Consider the following 15,061-nt stretch of genomic DNA (forward strand, 5'->3'; position numbering starts at 1 on the left):
CAGGACATGCACATCATGAAGCTGACCCACTTGATCAATGGCGAGCGCGTCGCGGTCGACACGCCACTGGAAAGCCGTAACCCGTCGAACACCGACGAGGTCATCGCGACCTTTGCTGCAGGCGATGCTGCGGTGGTCGACCAAGCGGTGCAGGCCGCCCGCGCCGCACAGCCGGGCTGGGCCGCGGCCTCGCCCGAAGTCCGCGCAGACCTGCTCGACAAGGTCGGCGCGATGATCATGGCGCGCGCCGCTGAACTCGGCGAATTGCTCGCGCGCGAAGAGGGCAAGACCCGCGCCGAGGGCATGGGCGAGGTGATGCGCGCCGCGCGCATCTTCCGCTATTTCGGCGGGGAGGCGCTGCGCCGCCACGGGCTGACGCTCGAATCGACGCGGCCGGGCCTTGATGTTGCGACCTATCGCGAGGCGGTGGGCGTGGTCGGCCTGATCACACCGTGGAACTTCCCGATCGCGATCCCGGCATGGAAGGCCGCGCCTGCGCTCGCCTTTGGTAATACCGTCGTGATGAAGCCCGCCAATGTCACCCCGGCGATGGCGAGCGCGCTCGCCGACATCATTCAGGAATGCGGCGCGCCTGCAGGTGTGTTCAACCTCGTGCTCGGTCAGGGCGGCGTTGGTCAGGCGATCGTCGATCACCCGCATGTCGATGCGATCAGCTTCACCGGGTCGCAGGGCGTCGGCGCCAAGGTCGGCATGGCCGCGATGACGCGGCAGGCGCGGGTGCAGCTGGAGATGGGCGGCAAGAACCCGCTCGTCGTGCTCGCCGACGCGGATCTCGACAAGGCGGTGGCGGTCGCGCTTGACGGCGGCTTCTTCCAGACCGGGCAGCGCTGCACCGCGTCGAGCCGGGTGATCGTCGAGGACGCGATCCACGACCGTTTCGTCGCCGCGCTCGCCGAGCGTGCGAATGCGCTGAAGGTCGGCCCTGCCCTTGCCACCGACACCCAGGTCGGCCCGGCGTCGAGCGAGAGCCAGTTCGAGCAGAATCTCCGCTATGTCCGCAAGGCGATCGAGGAAGGCGGCCGCGTCGCCAGCGGCGGACCCGATCCGCTCACGCTCGACACGCCCGGCTATTTCATGGCCCCGACGCTGATCGCCGACACCGATCCGGACATGACGATCAACCGCGAGGAAGTGTTCGGACCCGTCGTCTCGACCGTCCGCGCGAAGGATTACGAGCACGCGCTCGACATCGCCAATCAGGGCGAGTTCGGCCTGTCGTCGGGCATCGTCACCACCAGCCACAAATATGCGCGCGATTTCCGCAAGCGCATCCGCGCCGGGATGGTGATGGTCAACCTGCCCACTGCGGGCGTCGATTATCACGTGCCATTCGGCGGCACGCGCAAGTCCAGTTACGGCGCCCGCGAACAGGGCTTTGCCGCGGTTGAATTCTACACGACCGTCAAAACGGTCTATTCGGGGGATTGAGGTTGTTGCAGAAATCCACCGAGTCGGCCGCGCTGCGCGCCATCTATCCCAGCCTGCGTGACCGCCATGTGCTGGTCACAGGCGGCGCGTCGGGGATCGGCGAGGGGCTGGTCGAGGCATTCGCGGCGCAGGGCGCGCGGGTCAGCTTCGTCGATGTCCAGACCGAGGCGGGTGAGGCGTTGCGCGCACGCCTGACCCCGGGCGCGAGCCATGCGCCGCAGTTTTCGCATTGCGACCTGACCGATGTTTCGGCGCTGCAGCAGTGCCTCGCCAATATCCTTTCCGAGCAGGGGCCGGTCGACATCCTGCTCAACAATGCCGCGAGCGACGACCGCCACGGGATCGAGGAGGTCACGCCCGCCTATTGGGACGATCGGATGGCGGTCAATCTGCGCCATTTGTTCTTCGCCGCGCAGGCGGTGGTACCGGGGATGAAAGAGGCCGGGCATGGCGTCATCATCAATTTCGGGTCGATCAGCTGGCATCTCGGCCTGCCCGACCTGACGCTGTACCAGACCGCCAAGGCGGCGATCGAGGGGCTGACCCGCAGCCTTGCGCGTGAACTCGGCCCGCACGGCATTCGCGCCTGCACCATCGTTCCCGGCAATGTTCAGACGCCGCGGCAGGAAAAGTGGTACACGCCCGAGGGGGAGGCGGAGATCGTCGCCGCGCAGGCGCTGAACGGTCGCATCCAGCCCGCCGATATCGCCGCGATGGCGACCTTCCTCGCCTCTGACGATGCCCGGATGTGCACTGCGCATAATTACTGGGTGGATGCGGGATGGCGGTAACCGAAGCACGGGTCGCCGCGCGTGTCGGCGCCACGCTGGGCGAAGGTCCGGTGTGGGACGCGGCACGCGGCTGCCTGTGGTTCGTGGATATCAAGGGCAAGAAGCTCCACCGTTTCGACCCGACAACCGCCGCGCTGAGCAGCGCCGATGCGCCCGGCGAGATCGGCTGGGCGCTGCCCGCCGACAATGGCCGGTTGCTGTGCGGGCTGCAGAGCGGGCTGCACTGGTTCGATCCCGACACACGCGCCTTTACCTTCTGGCGCGTGGTCGAGCCGTCACTCCCCGGCAACCGCCTCAATGACGCGTGCACCGACGCGCAGGGTCGCGTGTGGTTCGGGTCGATGGACAATAGCGAATCCGCCGCCACCGGCTGGTTCTACCGGCTCGATGCCGGACAGATCGACCGGGTCGGGCCGGGACCGGTGAGCATCACCAACGGCCCGGCAGTGTCCCCGGCGGGCGACCGCATCTACTTCACCGACACGATCGGCCGCCGCATCTGGGTCGCGCCGCTGCATGACGACGGATCGCTCGGCGGCGCTCAGCCCTATCTGACCTTCACCGGCGATGAGGGCTATCCCGACGGGTCGATCACCGATGCTGAGGGCAATGTCTGGGTCGGCTTTTACGCCGGCCATGGCGCGCGCCGCTTCGATCCGACGGGACGTGAGATCGAATTTGTGCGCCTGCCGGTGGCCAATGTCACCAAGCTGGCGTTCGGCGGAGAGGGGCTGACCACGCTCTACGCCACCACTGCTGCCAAGGGGTTGAGCGCCGAGGAACGCGCCGCCCAGCCGCATGCCGGCGATCTGTTCGCGTTCGACGCGAGCGTCCCCGGCCACAAACTCGCCCGGGCGCACGTCGCGTGAGGCGGACGGCAGTGCTGCTCGCCGCCACGGCGCTTGCTCCCCTGCCCGCCGCCGCGCAGCTCGCCTTCGCCCCCGCCATCGGCGATGAGGGCGTGCTTCAGCGCGACAAGCCGATCGTGGTCGAGGGCGAAGCCGCTCCCGGCATGTCCCTGACCGTCACGCTCGGCGACACGATCGCGCAGGCCAAGGCCGACAAGGACGGCCATTGGCGCGCAACCTTCCCCGCGATGAAAGCGGGCGGCCCCTGGCGCCTGCATGCTGCGACCGGCGATGCCGCGATCGAAGCGAAGGGCGTGATGGTCGGCGATGTCTGGCTGTGTTCGGGCCAGTCGAACATGGAATTTCCGGTGCGCCGTGCGCTGGATTTCGACAATCAGATGAACAGCGCCGCCGATCCGATGCTGCGGCTGCTGACCGTGCCCAAGGCGACCTCGACGCGGCCACTGCGCAAATTTAGCGAGCCGGCCAGCTGGCAGGCATCAACGCGCGACACCGCACCTGAATTTTCCGCCGCCTGCTGGTATATGGCGCGCGAGCTGCGCAAGGCTGAACCGGGCGTCGCGATCGGTCTGATCGACGCGACCTGGGGCGGCACCGCGATCCGCGCCTGGCTCGATCCGGTCGCGACGCGCAACATCTATGGTGCGCAGGACGCGGCGCTGCTCGAAACCTATGACCGCGACCCGCTCGCCGCGAACACTGCATTTGCGCCGCGCTGGATCGACTGGTGGCGGACGCAGGACACGATCGAACCCTGGCGTACGCCCGATGCGGTCCAGTGGTCGCCGGTGCCCGGCGTGGGGCCGTGGGACAGCCTTGGTGAGGCACCACTTCAGGGGTTTATCGGCTGGGTGTGGTTCCGCCGCACGGTGACGCTGACGCCGGAACAGGCGCGCGGCGGCGCGACGGTGTCGCTGGGTATTATCGACGATGGCGATCAGGCGTTCGTCAATGGCAAGCCGGTCGGCAACAGCTTCGGCTGGTCCAACCCGCGCGATTACAAAGTGCCGGGCAGCTATTGGAAAGCCGGGGCCAACGAGGTCGTGGTCGCGGTGTGGAACAGCTATGGCACCGGCGGCTTCATGGGCCCGGCCGAACGCCTGAAGCTCAGCCTATCCGACGGGTCGAGCATCCCGCTGGGGGACCAGTGGCGCTACTGGATCTCGGCGGCCAAGGGCGCGCCGCCGCGTCCGCCATGGGACAATATTGCGGGCCTCGGCCTGATCGGCAATGCGATGGTCGCGCCGCTGGGCGGGATCGGGCTGCGCGGTGTGGCCTGGTATCAGGGCGAGAGCGATTCCGGGCAGACCGGCTATGACGTGCGGCTGCGCGGCCTGATCGACGGCTATCGGCGCCAGTCGGGCGATCCGGCGCTGCCGGTGCTGGTGGTGGGCCTCGCCGATTATGGCGCCCCGGCGAGCGCTCCGGTCGAAAGCGGCTGGGGCAAGCTGCGCGATGAGCAGCGGCGCGCAGTCGCGGCGACGCCGGGCACGGCGCTGGTTTCCGCGATCGACATCGGTTCGCGCACCGACATCCATCCCGGCGACAAGAACGAACTGGGCAAGCGCCTCGCCCGCGCGGCGCTGGGCAAGCCGGGGCCACAGGCGGTGTCGGCGCGGCGCGATGGCGGCGATGTGGTCGTGACGTTCAGCGGGATCGAAGGGGCGCTGGTGGGCTGGAGCGGCGCGCCGATCGGGTTCGAGCTGTGTGCGCAGAGCTGCCGCTTTGCTGCGGCGGTCGTCGAAGGCAGCAGCGTTCGCGTGAAGGGCGATGGCCAGCCGGTGACGCGGGTGCGCTATGCCTGGGCCGATACGCCGGTGGTCAATCTCTACGACGCGGCGAACATGACGCCGACGTCGTTCGAGCTGGTGGTGGAGTGAGGGGCTGATCTGTTTCCTCCATCGAGGATCAAGTCAGCGCCTGCCCGCTTTCTCCAACCGTCACCCTGAACTTGTTTCAGGGTCCACTCTTCCGCACGCGACTGAGTCGGTGGCGGCACGGTGGATGCTGAAACAAGTTCAGCATGACGGAATTTGAAGAATGTCCCTCACACTCAATGATTATGGCGCGGCAGCGTCTTCGACGTCTGGCGATACTCCAGCGCGAATTCCAGCACCGCGCCCTCGGCCAGCTGCCCGGTCTTTTCGCGCGCCAGCTGTTCCCACGGCGTGTTGCTCGCCGGAACCTCCGGCAGTCCGTCGCCTTTGCGCCGTTCGATCTCCTCAGCCTCGACCAGCATGTCGCAGCGGCGGGTGTTGAGGTCGATGCGGATCGTGTCCCCCGTGCGCAGCCACGCCAGCCCACCGCCCGCCGCGCTTTCGGGCGAGGCGTTGAGGATCGAGGGGCTATCCGACGTGCCGGACTGACGGCCATCGCCGAGCGTCGGCAGCCAGTTCACGCCGGCGCGGATCAGCGCGTCGGGCGGCTGCATGTTGACGACTTCCGCAGAACCCGGCCAGCCGAGCACGCCCGCCGAGCGCATCACGAGGATGCAGTCGGCGTCGATGTTCAGATCGGGATCGTTGATGCGGTGGTGATAGTCGTCCGAGCCGTCGAACACGATCGCCCGCGCCTCGAACACATTCTCCGCATCCGGTCGCGACAGATAGCGGCGGCGGAATTCGGGGGAGATGACCGAGGTCTTCATGATCGCGAAGTCGAACAGATTGCCGCTCAGCACCAGGAAACCGGCATTCTCCTGAAGCGGATCGGCGAACGGGCGGATCACCTCGCGGTCGTTGCTTTCGGTGCCGGCAAGATTCTCCGCGATCGTCCGTCCGGTGACGGTCAGGCAGTCGCCGTGCAGCTTCCCCGCCTGCAGCAATTCCCACATCGCCGCGGGCACGCCGCCCGCGCGGTGGAAGCGCTCGCCGAGATACTTGCCCGCCGGCTGCATGTTGACCAGCAGCGGGAGGTGGTAGCCGTGATCGTACCAGACCTCCGGCTCCAGCTCGAGGCCGGCGTGGCGTGCCATCGCGACGATGTGCGGCTGGGCGTTGGACGATCCGCCGCACACGGTGACGGTGGCGATGGCGTTGAGGAACGCTTCGCGCGTCAGGATCTGCGACGGGCGCAGGTCGGCGCGCACCATTTCGACGATGCGCTGGCCGGTGCGGTAAGCGATCTGCCCGCGCTCACGATAGGGCGCCGGGATCGCCGCGCAGCCGGTGAGCGACAGGCCGAGCGCTTCGGCGACCGCATTCATCGTCGATGCCGTGCCCATGGAATTGCAATGCCCGGCCGAAGGCGCGCTGCTGGTCGCGCGGCGCAGGAATTCCGCCTCGTCGATCTCGCCCGCAGCGAGCGCGCGGCGGCTGCGCCAGATCACGGTTCCGGAGCCGACCAGCTCGCCTTCATGCCAGCCATCAAGCATCGGCCCGCCGGACAGGACGATCGCGGGGATGTCGACCGTGGTTGCCGCCATCACCTGACTCGGCGTGGTCTTGTCGCAGCCGGTGGTCAGCACCACGCCATCGATCGGATAGCCGTTGAGCAGTTCGACCAGGCCAAGATAAGCGAGGTTGCGGTCGAGCGCCGCGGTCGGGCGGCGGCAATTTTCGAAGATGGGATGGACCGGAAATTCGATCGGGATGCCACCCGCATCGCGGATGCCGTCGCGCACGCGCTTGGCGAGGTCGAGATGGATGCGGTTGCACGGGCTTAGGTCGCTGCCCGATTGCGCGATGCCGATGATCGGCTTGCCCGACTGAAGCTCCTCGGGCGTCACGCCATAGTTCATGAACCGCTCGAGATAGAGCGCGGTCATGTCCCAGCGTTCGGGGTTGTCGAACCAGTCGCGCGACCGCAGCCGCACGGGTGTATCGTCAGGCATCAGGGCTCCGTTTGGGCGAGGCGCGGCGGGCCAGCGTCGGCGCAGAATCCGAATCGCGGCGGACCAGAGTGTAGGGCAAGGTTTTCTGCTCGACCTCGAGCGGCTCGCCGTTGCGGCGTGCCTTGAGGATGCGCACCGCCGCCGACACCGCCCAGGCGGTCATGCCGCGGATCGGCTGGCGGACCGTGGTCAGTTCGGGCCAGATCGTGCTCGCCATCGCGGTATCGTCGAAGCCGCAGACGGTGATGTCGTTGGGCACGTCGAGATGCAGCCGGTGCGCGACTGCGACGGTTGCTGCGGCCATGTCGTCGTTCGACGCGAAAATCGCGGTCGGGCGCGGATCGACCGAGATCAGCCGCTCCGAAGCCTGCATCCCCGAGCGATAGGTGAAGCGCCCCTGCGCGATCAGCTCTTCGCGCACCGGGATGCCGGCGGCTTCGAGCGCGGCCTTGTAGCCATTGAGGCGACGGCCGCTCGACACCTGTTCGGGGTTGCCGATGATGAAGCCAATGCGGTTGTGGCCAAGGTCGATGATGTGCCGCGTCATGTCATAGGCGGCCTGGAAATCGTCGATCAGGACGGCGGCGTGTGACCCGCTCGCCTTGCCCGGCCCGACCGCGATCGCGACGGCCCCGGCGTCGGTGATCAGGTCGAGCACGCTCTGATCGTCGCACAAGGGCGGGGGCAGGATGAAGCCCTTGATCCCGCCGTCGATCAGGTGATGGACCAGAGACTTGGCCTCCGCGACATTCTCGCAATTCTGGACGACGAGGTGGATGTCGGCGCGGCTCGCCTCCTCCAGCGCGCCCATCAGGAATTCGCTGAGGTAGGACGCAGACGGGTTGTCGAACATCAGCGCGATGCGCAGCTGCTCGCCCCCGGCCAGGCTGCGCGCGGCGCGATTGGGCGCGAAATTGAGCTTGGCGATCGCCGCCAGCACCTGCTCGCGTGTGTTCTCGCGGACATTGCCCTCGCCGTTGATCACCCGACTAACCGTCATCGGCGAACACTGCGCCTCCGTCGCGACATCGGCGATGGTGGGAGCGCCACCACGGCGGCGGGAAGAACGGGGCTTGGCAGATGCAGGTAGAGCCATGGTCATCGCCCATACGCCCCGTTCGCCCGTGGCAGCAAGCGCAGCGTGACCCGAAGTGGGAGCGCAATCATTCGCCCGGCGCCTCAGGGAAGCGCTGCGCCTGATACCAGCTCAGCGGATGCCGGGGCGCGGCATGGCCGGCGGGGAGCGCACGACCGGAGACGGCGGACCAATAGGCAAGGCTCGCGTCGCGCCACCATTGCGCTTCGTCCGCCTGAACCCGCAGGAAATCGGCGACCGCGCGATGGCGCTGCGTGTCGACATGCGGCGCGAGCGTCGCCCAGGTCGCGCCCATCCGTGCCACCGCCGCGACGCCACGGTCGTAACGGCGGGGCAGTTCCTCCCACAGGGTGTTCCCGTTCTTCAGCCGGTGGTCCCATGACACATGCCGGAACCACAGCAGCAGTTCCTCGTCCGCCAGCAGGCGCTTCGCGACATCGGGCGCATATTGGGCGAGTGCATTGCTGCCCGTCGGCGTGCGGTCAAACCCGATGCCGGCGCGATCGGCGCGGTGGTAATAGACCGGGTTCCACTCCGGCCGGGCGAGGTCGGACACCCATGGCGCGGGGCCGTAGTGATGGCCGGTGCCCATGACATGGGCGAGGCCGAGCGGGGTCATGTAATCGACCACCGCCGCACGGCTGGACATCATCATCGGCACGACTGCGTTCAGGAAAGCGGTATCACGGCTGAACGTCTGCGCCGCCCATTCGCGCGCGATCTGGTCGCTCGGCAGCTTTGGGTTCCACGCCAGTCGACCGAACGCGTACCAGTTGGCCTGATCGAAATGCGATCCGGTCCAGTTTCGGTCGCTGCCGGTGTTGGCGACCCCAGCGATGACCGTGACCGTCTCCGCTACGCTGCCGCCGCGCCCGGTATCGGCGCCGAGCGCTTCCTCGAACAGCGGGCCGAGAAAGGCGAGGTGCGAGGCGAAGCCGAGATATTCCTTGGTGATCTGCAGCTCCATCGCCAGCTGCGTTCTCGGCATCGCGCCGAACAGCGGGTGGAACGGTTCGCGTGGCTGGAAGTCGATCGGGCCGTTTTTGACCTGCACCACCACATTCTTCGCGAATTTGCCGTCGAGCGGCTGGAATTCGGTGAATGCCTGCTTCGCGCGGTCTTCCTTGTTCTCGGCGGCGTAGACGAAGGCGCGCCAGATCACGGTGCCGCGCTCGCCGATCGCTTCGGCCAGCATGTTCGCGCCATCGGCATGGCTGCGGCCATAATCCTGCGGGCCGGGCTGACCTTCGGAGTTTGCCTTGACCAGAAAGCCGCCGAAATCGGGGATCGCGGTGTAGATCTCATCCGCCTTCGCCTTCCACCATGCGCGCACGGCGGGGTCAAGCGGGTCGGCGGTCTTGAGGCCGCCAATATCGCGCGGCGCGGAGAAGCGGGCTGAGACGTACACGCGGATGCCCCAGGGGCGGAAGGTGTCGGCCAGCGCCTTGACCTTGGCGATGTAGCGCGGCTCCAGCATCATCGCGCGGGCGTTGACGTTGTTGATGACGACGCCGTTGATGCCGATCGAGGCATTGGCGCGCGCATAGTCGGTCATCCGCGCGTCGACATAACCGGGCAGATGCCACCAGTCGAAGATCGACCGCCCGGCATAGCCGCGCTCGACATGCCCGTCGGGATTGTCCCAATGGTTGAGCATCCGCAGCGTGTAGGCCGGCGCCTCGTCGAGGCGGATCGCGCCGATCGCCTTGCCCTGCCCCAGTTCGCGCAGCAGGGCGAAGGCGCCGTAAAGCAGCCCGGTATCGCTCGCGGCGATGATCGCCACGCCGCGCTCGGCCGGTGCGATCCGGAACGCGCCGTCGCGCATCGCGGGATCGGTGACGCGGCGGAGCAGGATCGGTGTCCCGCCACCCGCCGCGCCGTGCGGATATAGTTCGGAAAGCGCCCGTGTGAGCTCGTCGCGTGCGAGCAACGCGGTCGGCGAGTCGCTGCCGGACAGGGTGACTGAGCCCGGTGTTTGCTGCGCAGCATCGGCGACCGGCGCATGGCGCAGCCACAGGCGATATCCGTCCTCCGCGCGCGCCGCACCGCCTGTGGCGAACGACACCGCAAGCAGCAGCAGCGCACAGAGCCGCGCAGTCACCATCCTCACCCCTTTCGTCACGCGCCGGTCCGATTCCTGGCCGGTCGCGGGTTGACAAGCTGAACCGCCTCATATCATGTTAGCGCTAACAATAAAGACCGTTTTACGGTCCGATTCAGGAGAGTGAAGATGCGAAAGGCTTGGGTCGCCCTGTTGCTGGCGAGCGTATCGGCAACGCCCGCAGTGATGGCCAGCGCGCCTGCCACCCCGGCTGCTACCGCTGCGCAGGACAGCACACAGCGCCCCCCGGCGAACGCGCCCTATCGCGATGCCAAGCTGCCGCTGGAGACGCGCGTCGCGGACCTGCTCGCGCGGATGACGCTGGAGGAAAAGATCGCCCAGATCACCTCGGTCTGGGATACCAAGATCGAGATTCAGGACGCGCAGGACCGGTTCGATCCGGCCAAGGCGAAAGCCAAGCACCCGCATGGTCTGGGCCAGCTCGCCCGCCCGTCGGACCGCAAGGGTCCGGTGTCGCCGCGCGTCGCGCCGCCGCGCAGCATTGCCGACAGCATCGCCTATGTGAACGCGGTCCAGAAATGGGCGGTTGAGGACACCCGCCTCGGCATCCCGGTGCTGTTCCATGAAGAGGCGCTGCACGGCCTCGCCGCGCAGGATGCGACCAGCTACCCGCAGTCGATCGGCCTTGCCTCGACCTGGGACCCCGATCTGATCCGCGACATCAACGCCGCGATTGCCCGCGAAGTGCGCGCGCGCGGCGTGCATCTCGTCCTGTCCCCCGTCGTCGATGTCGCGCGCGACCCGCGCTGGGGACGGATCGAGGAGACGTTCGGCGAAGATCCGCACCTCGTCTCCGAAATGGGCGTCGCCGCGGTCGAGGGTTTGCAGGGCACCAACCGCGCGCGCGTGCTCGGCCCGGGCAAGGTGTTCGCGACGCTCAAGCACATGACCGGCCATGGCCAGCCCGAAAGCGGCACCAATATCGGCCCCGCGCCGATCGCCGAACGCACGCTGCGCGAAGTGTTTTTCCCGCCGTTCGAGGCGGTCGTCACCCGCACCGGGGTCGAGGCGGTGATGGCAAGCTATAACGAGATCGACGGCGTGCCGAGCCATGCCAATAAGTGGCTGCTGGGCGACGTGCTGCGTGGCGAATGGAAATTCCCCGGCGCGGTGGTCAGCGACTATTATGCGATCGAGCAGATGGTCGGCATCCACCGGATCGCCGGGTCGAACGCGGATGCCGCCAAGCGCGCGCTCGCGGCGGGCGTCGATAGCGAGCTGCCCAACGCCACCGCCTATTCGACCCTGCTCGACGCCGTGCGCAAGGGCGAGGTCAGCCAAAGCGCGATCGACACCGCCACGTCGCGCATGCTGAGCATCAAGTTCCGCGCCGGGCTGTTCGAAAACCCTTTCGCCAAGCTCGCCGACACCAGGATCAACCACAGCCCGGAATCGGTCGCGCTGGCCCGCAAGGCGGCGGCGAAGTCGTTCGTGCTGCTCAAGAATGAAGGCGCGGCGCTGCCGCTGTCGCTCGACACGCAGCAGACGATCGCGGTGATCGGTCCCAATTCCGACGTCGCGCGGCTTGGCGGCTATTATGGCATCCCGCCCGAAACCGTGACCCCGCTGCAGGGCATTCGCGCACTGGTCGGGGACAAGGCGAAGATCGTGCACGCCGAGGGCGTGAAGATCACCGAGGATGACGATTGGTGGGCGGACGAGGTCAAGCTGTCCGACCCGACCGAGAACCGCAAGCGCATCGCTCAGGCGGTCGAGACCGCGCGCAGGGCCGACACCATCCTACTGTTCATCGGCGACACCGAACAGACCAGCCGCGAGGCATGGGCCGACGCGCATCTGGGTGATCGCGCCAGCCTCGATCTCGTCGGCGAGCAGCTGGAGCTGTTCGATGCGATGAAGAAGCTGGGCAAGAAGCTCGTCGTCGTCCTCGTCAACGGTCGCCCGCCATCCTATCCCAAGATCGCCGAGCAGGCCGATGCGATCCTCGAAACCTGGTATGCCGGCGAGCAACAGGGCCATGCCATCGCCGACGCGTTGTTCGGGCGCGTCAATCCCGGCGGCAAGCTGCCGGTGACGGTCGCGCGCCATGTCGGCCAGTTGCCGATGGTCTATAATGTCAAGCCGAGCGCACAGCGCGGTTACCTGTTCGACACGACCAAGCCGCTGTATCCGTTCGGTTACGGCCTCAGCTACACCCGCTTCACCTTGTCCACGCCGCGCCTGTCGGCGACCTCGGTCAAGGCGGGGAGCAGCGTCGATGTGCTGGTCGATGTCACCAACGCCGGCGCGCGCGAAGGCGATGAGGTGGTGCAGGTCTATGTCCGCGACAAGATCGCATCGGTCACTCGCCCGATCAAGGAGCTGAAGGCATTTCGCCGCGTGACGCTCAAGCCCGGCGAGACGCGGACGGTCAAGCTGACGCTCGGCCCCGACGCCTTCCATATGTGGAATATCGACATGAAGCGGGTGATCGAACCGGGTGAGTTCGAGATCATGACCGGCGCCGATTCCGCGACACTGCAGACCGTCACGCTGGCGGTGACGCCGTGAAGCGCCGCGCCGCACTCCGCCTGCTCGCCGGTGCATCGGTAGCGGCTGGTGCCGTCGCACTGGCCCCTGCCGCGCACGCACTCGCCGCGCCGCTCTACAAGGACGCGCGCGCGCCGATACCCGCCCGCGTCGCCGACCTGCTCGGGCGGATGACGCTGGAAGAAAAGGTCGGCCAGATGATCGCCATCTGGGCGCGCAAGGAAGAGGTCATGGACGGCCTCGACTTCAATGCGAAGAAGGCGTCTGCGGCCTATCCCAATGGCGTTGGCCATGTCACCCGCCCGTCGGACAAGCGCGGCGTGCCGGGGATTACCGGCGCGGCCGGCGGCACCGCCGCGCGCTGGCGCACCCCGCGCGAGACGGTCGAATTCATCAACGCGATGCAGCGCTGGGCGCTCAATGACACGCGGCTCGGCATCCCAGTGCTGTTCCATGAGGAATCGCTGCACGGTTATATGGCGACCGATGCGACGATGTTCCCGCAGGCGATTGGCCTGGCGGGGGCGTTCGACCGTGATCTGATGCAGCGCGTCCAGTCGGTGATCGCGCGCGAGACGCGGGCGCGCGGCGTCCCCTACGTCCTCTCCCCCGTGGTCGATATCGTCCGCGATCCGCGCTGGGGGCGGATCGAGGAGACGTTCGGCGAATGCCCCTATCTGGTGGCGGAGCTGGGCGTCGCGGCGGTCGAGGGATTGCAGGGGCCGGGCAAGTTCGACCGGCTCGCAGACGGCAAGGTCTATGCGACGCTGAAGCACATGACCGGTCATGGCCAGCCCGAAAGCGGCGTCAATGTCGGCCCGGCGCAATTGTCCGAGCGCGAGTTGCGCGAATATTTCTTCCCACCATTCCGCGAGATCGTGAAGCGCACATCGATCGCTTCGGTGATGCCGAGCTACAACGAGATCGATGGCGTGCCGAGCCATGCCAACACCTGGCTGATCGGCGATGTGCTGCGCGGCGAATGGGGCTTCGACGGGCTGATTTCGAGCGATTATGGCGCGGTCAACGAGCTGGAGAGCATTCATCACGTCGCCGCCGATCTTGCCGAAACCGCGCGGCTTGCGCTGGCGGCGGGCGTGGACAGCGAGCTGCCCGATGGCATGGCGTTCCGGACGCTGGTCGATCAGGTGCGCGCGGGCAAGGTCGAGGTCAGCGCGATCGATCGCGCGGTCGCACGGATGCTGACGCTGAAGTTCCGCGCCGGCCTGTTCGAAAACCCCTATGGCGACGCCGCGCTGGCCGAACGCATCACCGGCAATGCGGAAGCGCGCGCGCTGGCACTGGAGGCGGCGCGCAAGTCGCTGTGCCTGCTGACCAATGACGGGACGCTGCCATTCGCCGAGGGCAAGGTTCGCAAGCTCGCGGTGATCGGCCCCAACCACGCCATCGCGCGGCTGGGCGGCTATTCGAGCGTGCCGAAACAGACCGTCAGCCTGATCGAAGGGCTGCGCGCGCTGATTGGTGACACGGTCGAACTGCTGACCGCGCAGGGCGTGTTCATCACGCAGAGCGAGGACCGGTCGGCAGACGAAGTGCTGCTCGCCGATCCGGCGAAGAACCGCGCGCTGATCGCGCAGGCGGTTGAGGTCGCGAAGGGCGCGGATGCGATCGTGCTGGCGATCGGCGATACCGAACAGACCAGCCGTGAAGGCTTTGCCAAGACCCATCTCGGCGACCGGACCAGCGTCGATATCGTCGGCGAACAGAATGAACTGGTCGCGGCGATGGCCGCGCTCGGCAAGCCGCTGGTGATCGCCGCGATCAACGGCCGCCCGCCGAGCTGGCCGGCGGTGGTGGGCAAGGCGAACGCGGTGCTCGAATGCTGGTATCCGGGGCAAGAGGGCGGCACAGCGATGGCCGAGGCACTGTTCGGCCGGATCAATCCGGGTGCGAAGCTGCCGGTCACCGTCATCCGCGATGCCGGGCAAGTCCCGTCTTTCTACAACCACAAGCCATCGGCCCGGCGCGGTTACCTGTTCTCCGACAAGGCGCCGCTGTTCCCGTTCGGGCATGGGCTGAGCTACACGAGCTTTGCGATCGGTGCCCCGACGCTATCCGCCGCAACGATGCACCGCGACGGCAAGGTCAGCGTGTCGGTCGAGGTGCGCAACACCGGCACGCGTGCGGGTGACGAGGTGGTGCAGCTCTATATCAGCCGCCGCACCGCGTCGGTGACTCAGCCGGTGCTGCAACTCAAGGGGTTCGAGCGGGTGACGCTCCAGCCCGGCGCCGCGCGCACTGTGCGCTTCGACCTGCCCGCCGAAACCTTCGTCTTGTGGGATGCGAACATGCGCGAGATCGTCGAGGCCGGCGAAGTCGATATCCGCGTCGGCAACAGCTCCGATTCGCTCAAGTCCGCGTTGCTGACGATCGTCTGAGCACGCGTGCCTG

9 protein-coding genes are annotated in these 15,061 nt (G+C 67.3%); 6 read left to right on the forward strand and 3 right to left on the reverse strand.

The features are described from left to right. The first annotated feature begins 15 nt into the window (after positions 1-15). The 4 genes from K9B35_RS17690 to K9B35_RS17705 are packed head-to-tail and all read left to right on the forward strand — an operon-like array spanning position 16 to position 4,989. The gene (locus K9B35_RS17690) at positions 16-1,449 is read left to right on the forward strand and encodes an aldehyde dehydrogenase family protein (RefSeq protein WP_224923319.1); all 1,434 of its coding nucleotides are present in this window, start codon (positions 16-18) and stop codon (positions 1,447-1,449) included. Positions 1,450-1,454: 5 nt separating this feature from the next. Beyond that, positions 1,455-2,240, forward strand: a complete 786-nt coding sequence (locus K9B35_RS17695; RefSeq protein ID WP_224923320.1) for an SDR family NAD(P)-dependent oxidoreductase — start codon at positions 1,455-1,457, stop codon at positions 2,238-2,240. Beyond that, positions 2,231-3,109: an SMP-30/gluconolactonase/LRE family protein gene (locus K9B35_RS17700; protein WP_224923321.1), complete on the forward strand. Its 879-nt coding sequence runs from the start codon at positions 2,231-2,233 to the stop codon at positions 3,107-3,109. Before K9B35_RS17695 ends, K9B35_RS17700 begins: the two co-directional genes overlap by 10 nt. Then, complete coding sequence (locus K9B35_RS17705; RefSeq protein WP_224923322.1) at positions 3,106-4,989, forward strand: sialate O-acetylesterase; 1,884 nt, start codon at positions 3,106-3,108, stop codon at positions 4,987-4,989. Before K9B35_RS17700 ends, K9B35_RS17705 begins: the two co-directional genes overlap by 4 nt. Positions 4,990-5,162: 173 nt before the next feature. Here K9B35_RS17705 and K9B35_RS17710 read toward each other — a convergent pair whose 3' ends face one another. The 3 genes from K9B35_RS17710 to K9B35_RS17720 form a co-directional block, all read right to left on the reverse strand. After that, the gene (locus K9B35_RS17710) at positions 5,163-6,941 is read right to left on the reverse strand and encodes an IlvD/Edd family dehydratase (RefSeq protein WP_224923323.1); all 1,779 of its coding nucleotides are present in this window, start codon (positions 6,939-6,941) and stop codon (positions 5,163-5,165) included. After that, positions 6,934-8,037, reverse strand: a complete 1,104-nt coding sequence (locus tag K9B35_RS17715) for a LacI family DNA-binding transcriptional regulator (protein WP_224923324.1) — start codon at positions 8,035-8,037, stop codon at positions 6,934-6,936. Before K9B35_RS17715 ends, K9B35_RS17710 begins: the two co-directional genes overlap by 8 nt. 67 nt (positions 8,038-8,104) lie before the next feature. Then, the gene (locus tag K9B35_RS17720; protein WP_412103485.1) at positions 8,105-10,141 is read right to left on the reverse strand and encodes an alpha-glucuronidase; all 2,037 of its coding nucleotides are present in this window, start codon (positions 10,139-10,141) and stop codon (positions 8,105-8,107) included. A 126-nt stretch (positions 10,142-10,267) separates the two neighbouring features. Between K9B35_RS17720 and K9B35_RS17725 the strand changes: the two genes are divergently transcribed. Further along, on the forward strand, positions 10,268-12,670 hold the full coding sequence (locus K9B35_RS17725) for a glycoside hydrolase family 3 N-terminal domain-containing protein (protein ID WP_224923326.1): 2,403 nt from the start codon (positions 10,268-10,270) through the stop codon (positions 12,668-12,670). Further along, a complete protein-coding gene (locus K9B35_RS17730) occupies positions 12,667-15,048 on the forward strand; it encodes a glycoside hydrolase family 3 N-terminal domain-containing protein (protein WP_224923327.1) in 2,382 nt (793 codons plus the stop codon). The genes K9B35_RS17725 and K9B35_RS17730 overlap by 4 nt, the downstream gene beginning before the upstream one ends. The last annotated feature ends 13 nt before the right edge of the window (positions 15,049-15,061 follow it).

This window comes from Sphingomonas sp. R647 (assembly GCF_020177055.1).
Lineage (GTDB): Bacteria > Pseudomonadota > Alphaproteobacteria > Sphingomonadales > Sphingomonadaceae > Sphingomonas.

Coding starts and splice junctions, on each gene's coding strand:
- K9B35_RS17690 (WP_224923319.1), top strand. CDS start 16: ATGAAGCTGACCCACTTGATCAATGGCGAGCGCGTCGCGGTCGACACG.
- K9B35_RS17700 (WP_224923321.1), top strand. CDS start 2,231: ATGGCGGTAACCGAAGCACGGGTCGCCGCGCGTGTCGGCGCCACGCTG.
- K9B35_RS17710 (WP_224923323.1), bottom strand. CDS start 6,941: ATGCCTGACGATACACCCGTGCGGCTGCGGTCGCGCGACTGGTTCGAC.
- K9B35_RS17715 (WP_224923324.1), bottom strand. CDS start 8,037: ATGGCTCTACCTGCATCTGCCAAGCCCCGTTCTTCCCGCCGCCGTGGT.
- K9B35_RS17720 (WP_412103485.1), bottom strand. CDS start 10,141: ATGGTGACTGCGCGGCTCTGTGCGCTGCTGCTGCTTGCGGTGTCGTTC.
- K9B35_RS17725 (WP_224923326.1), top strand. CDS start 10,268: ATGCGAAAGGCTTGGGTCGCCCTGTTGCTGGCGAGCGTATCGGCAACG.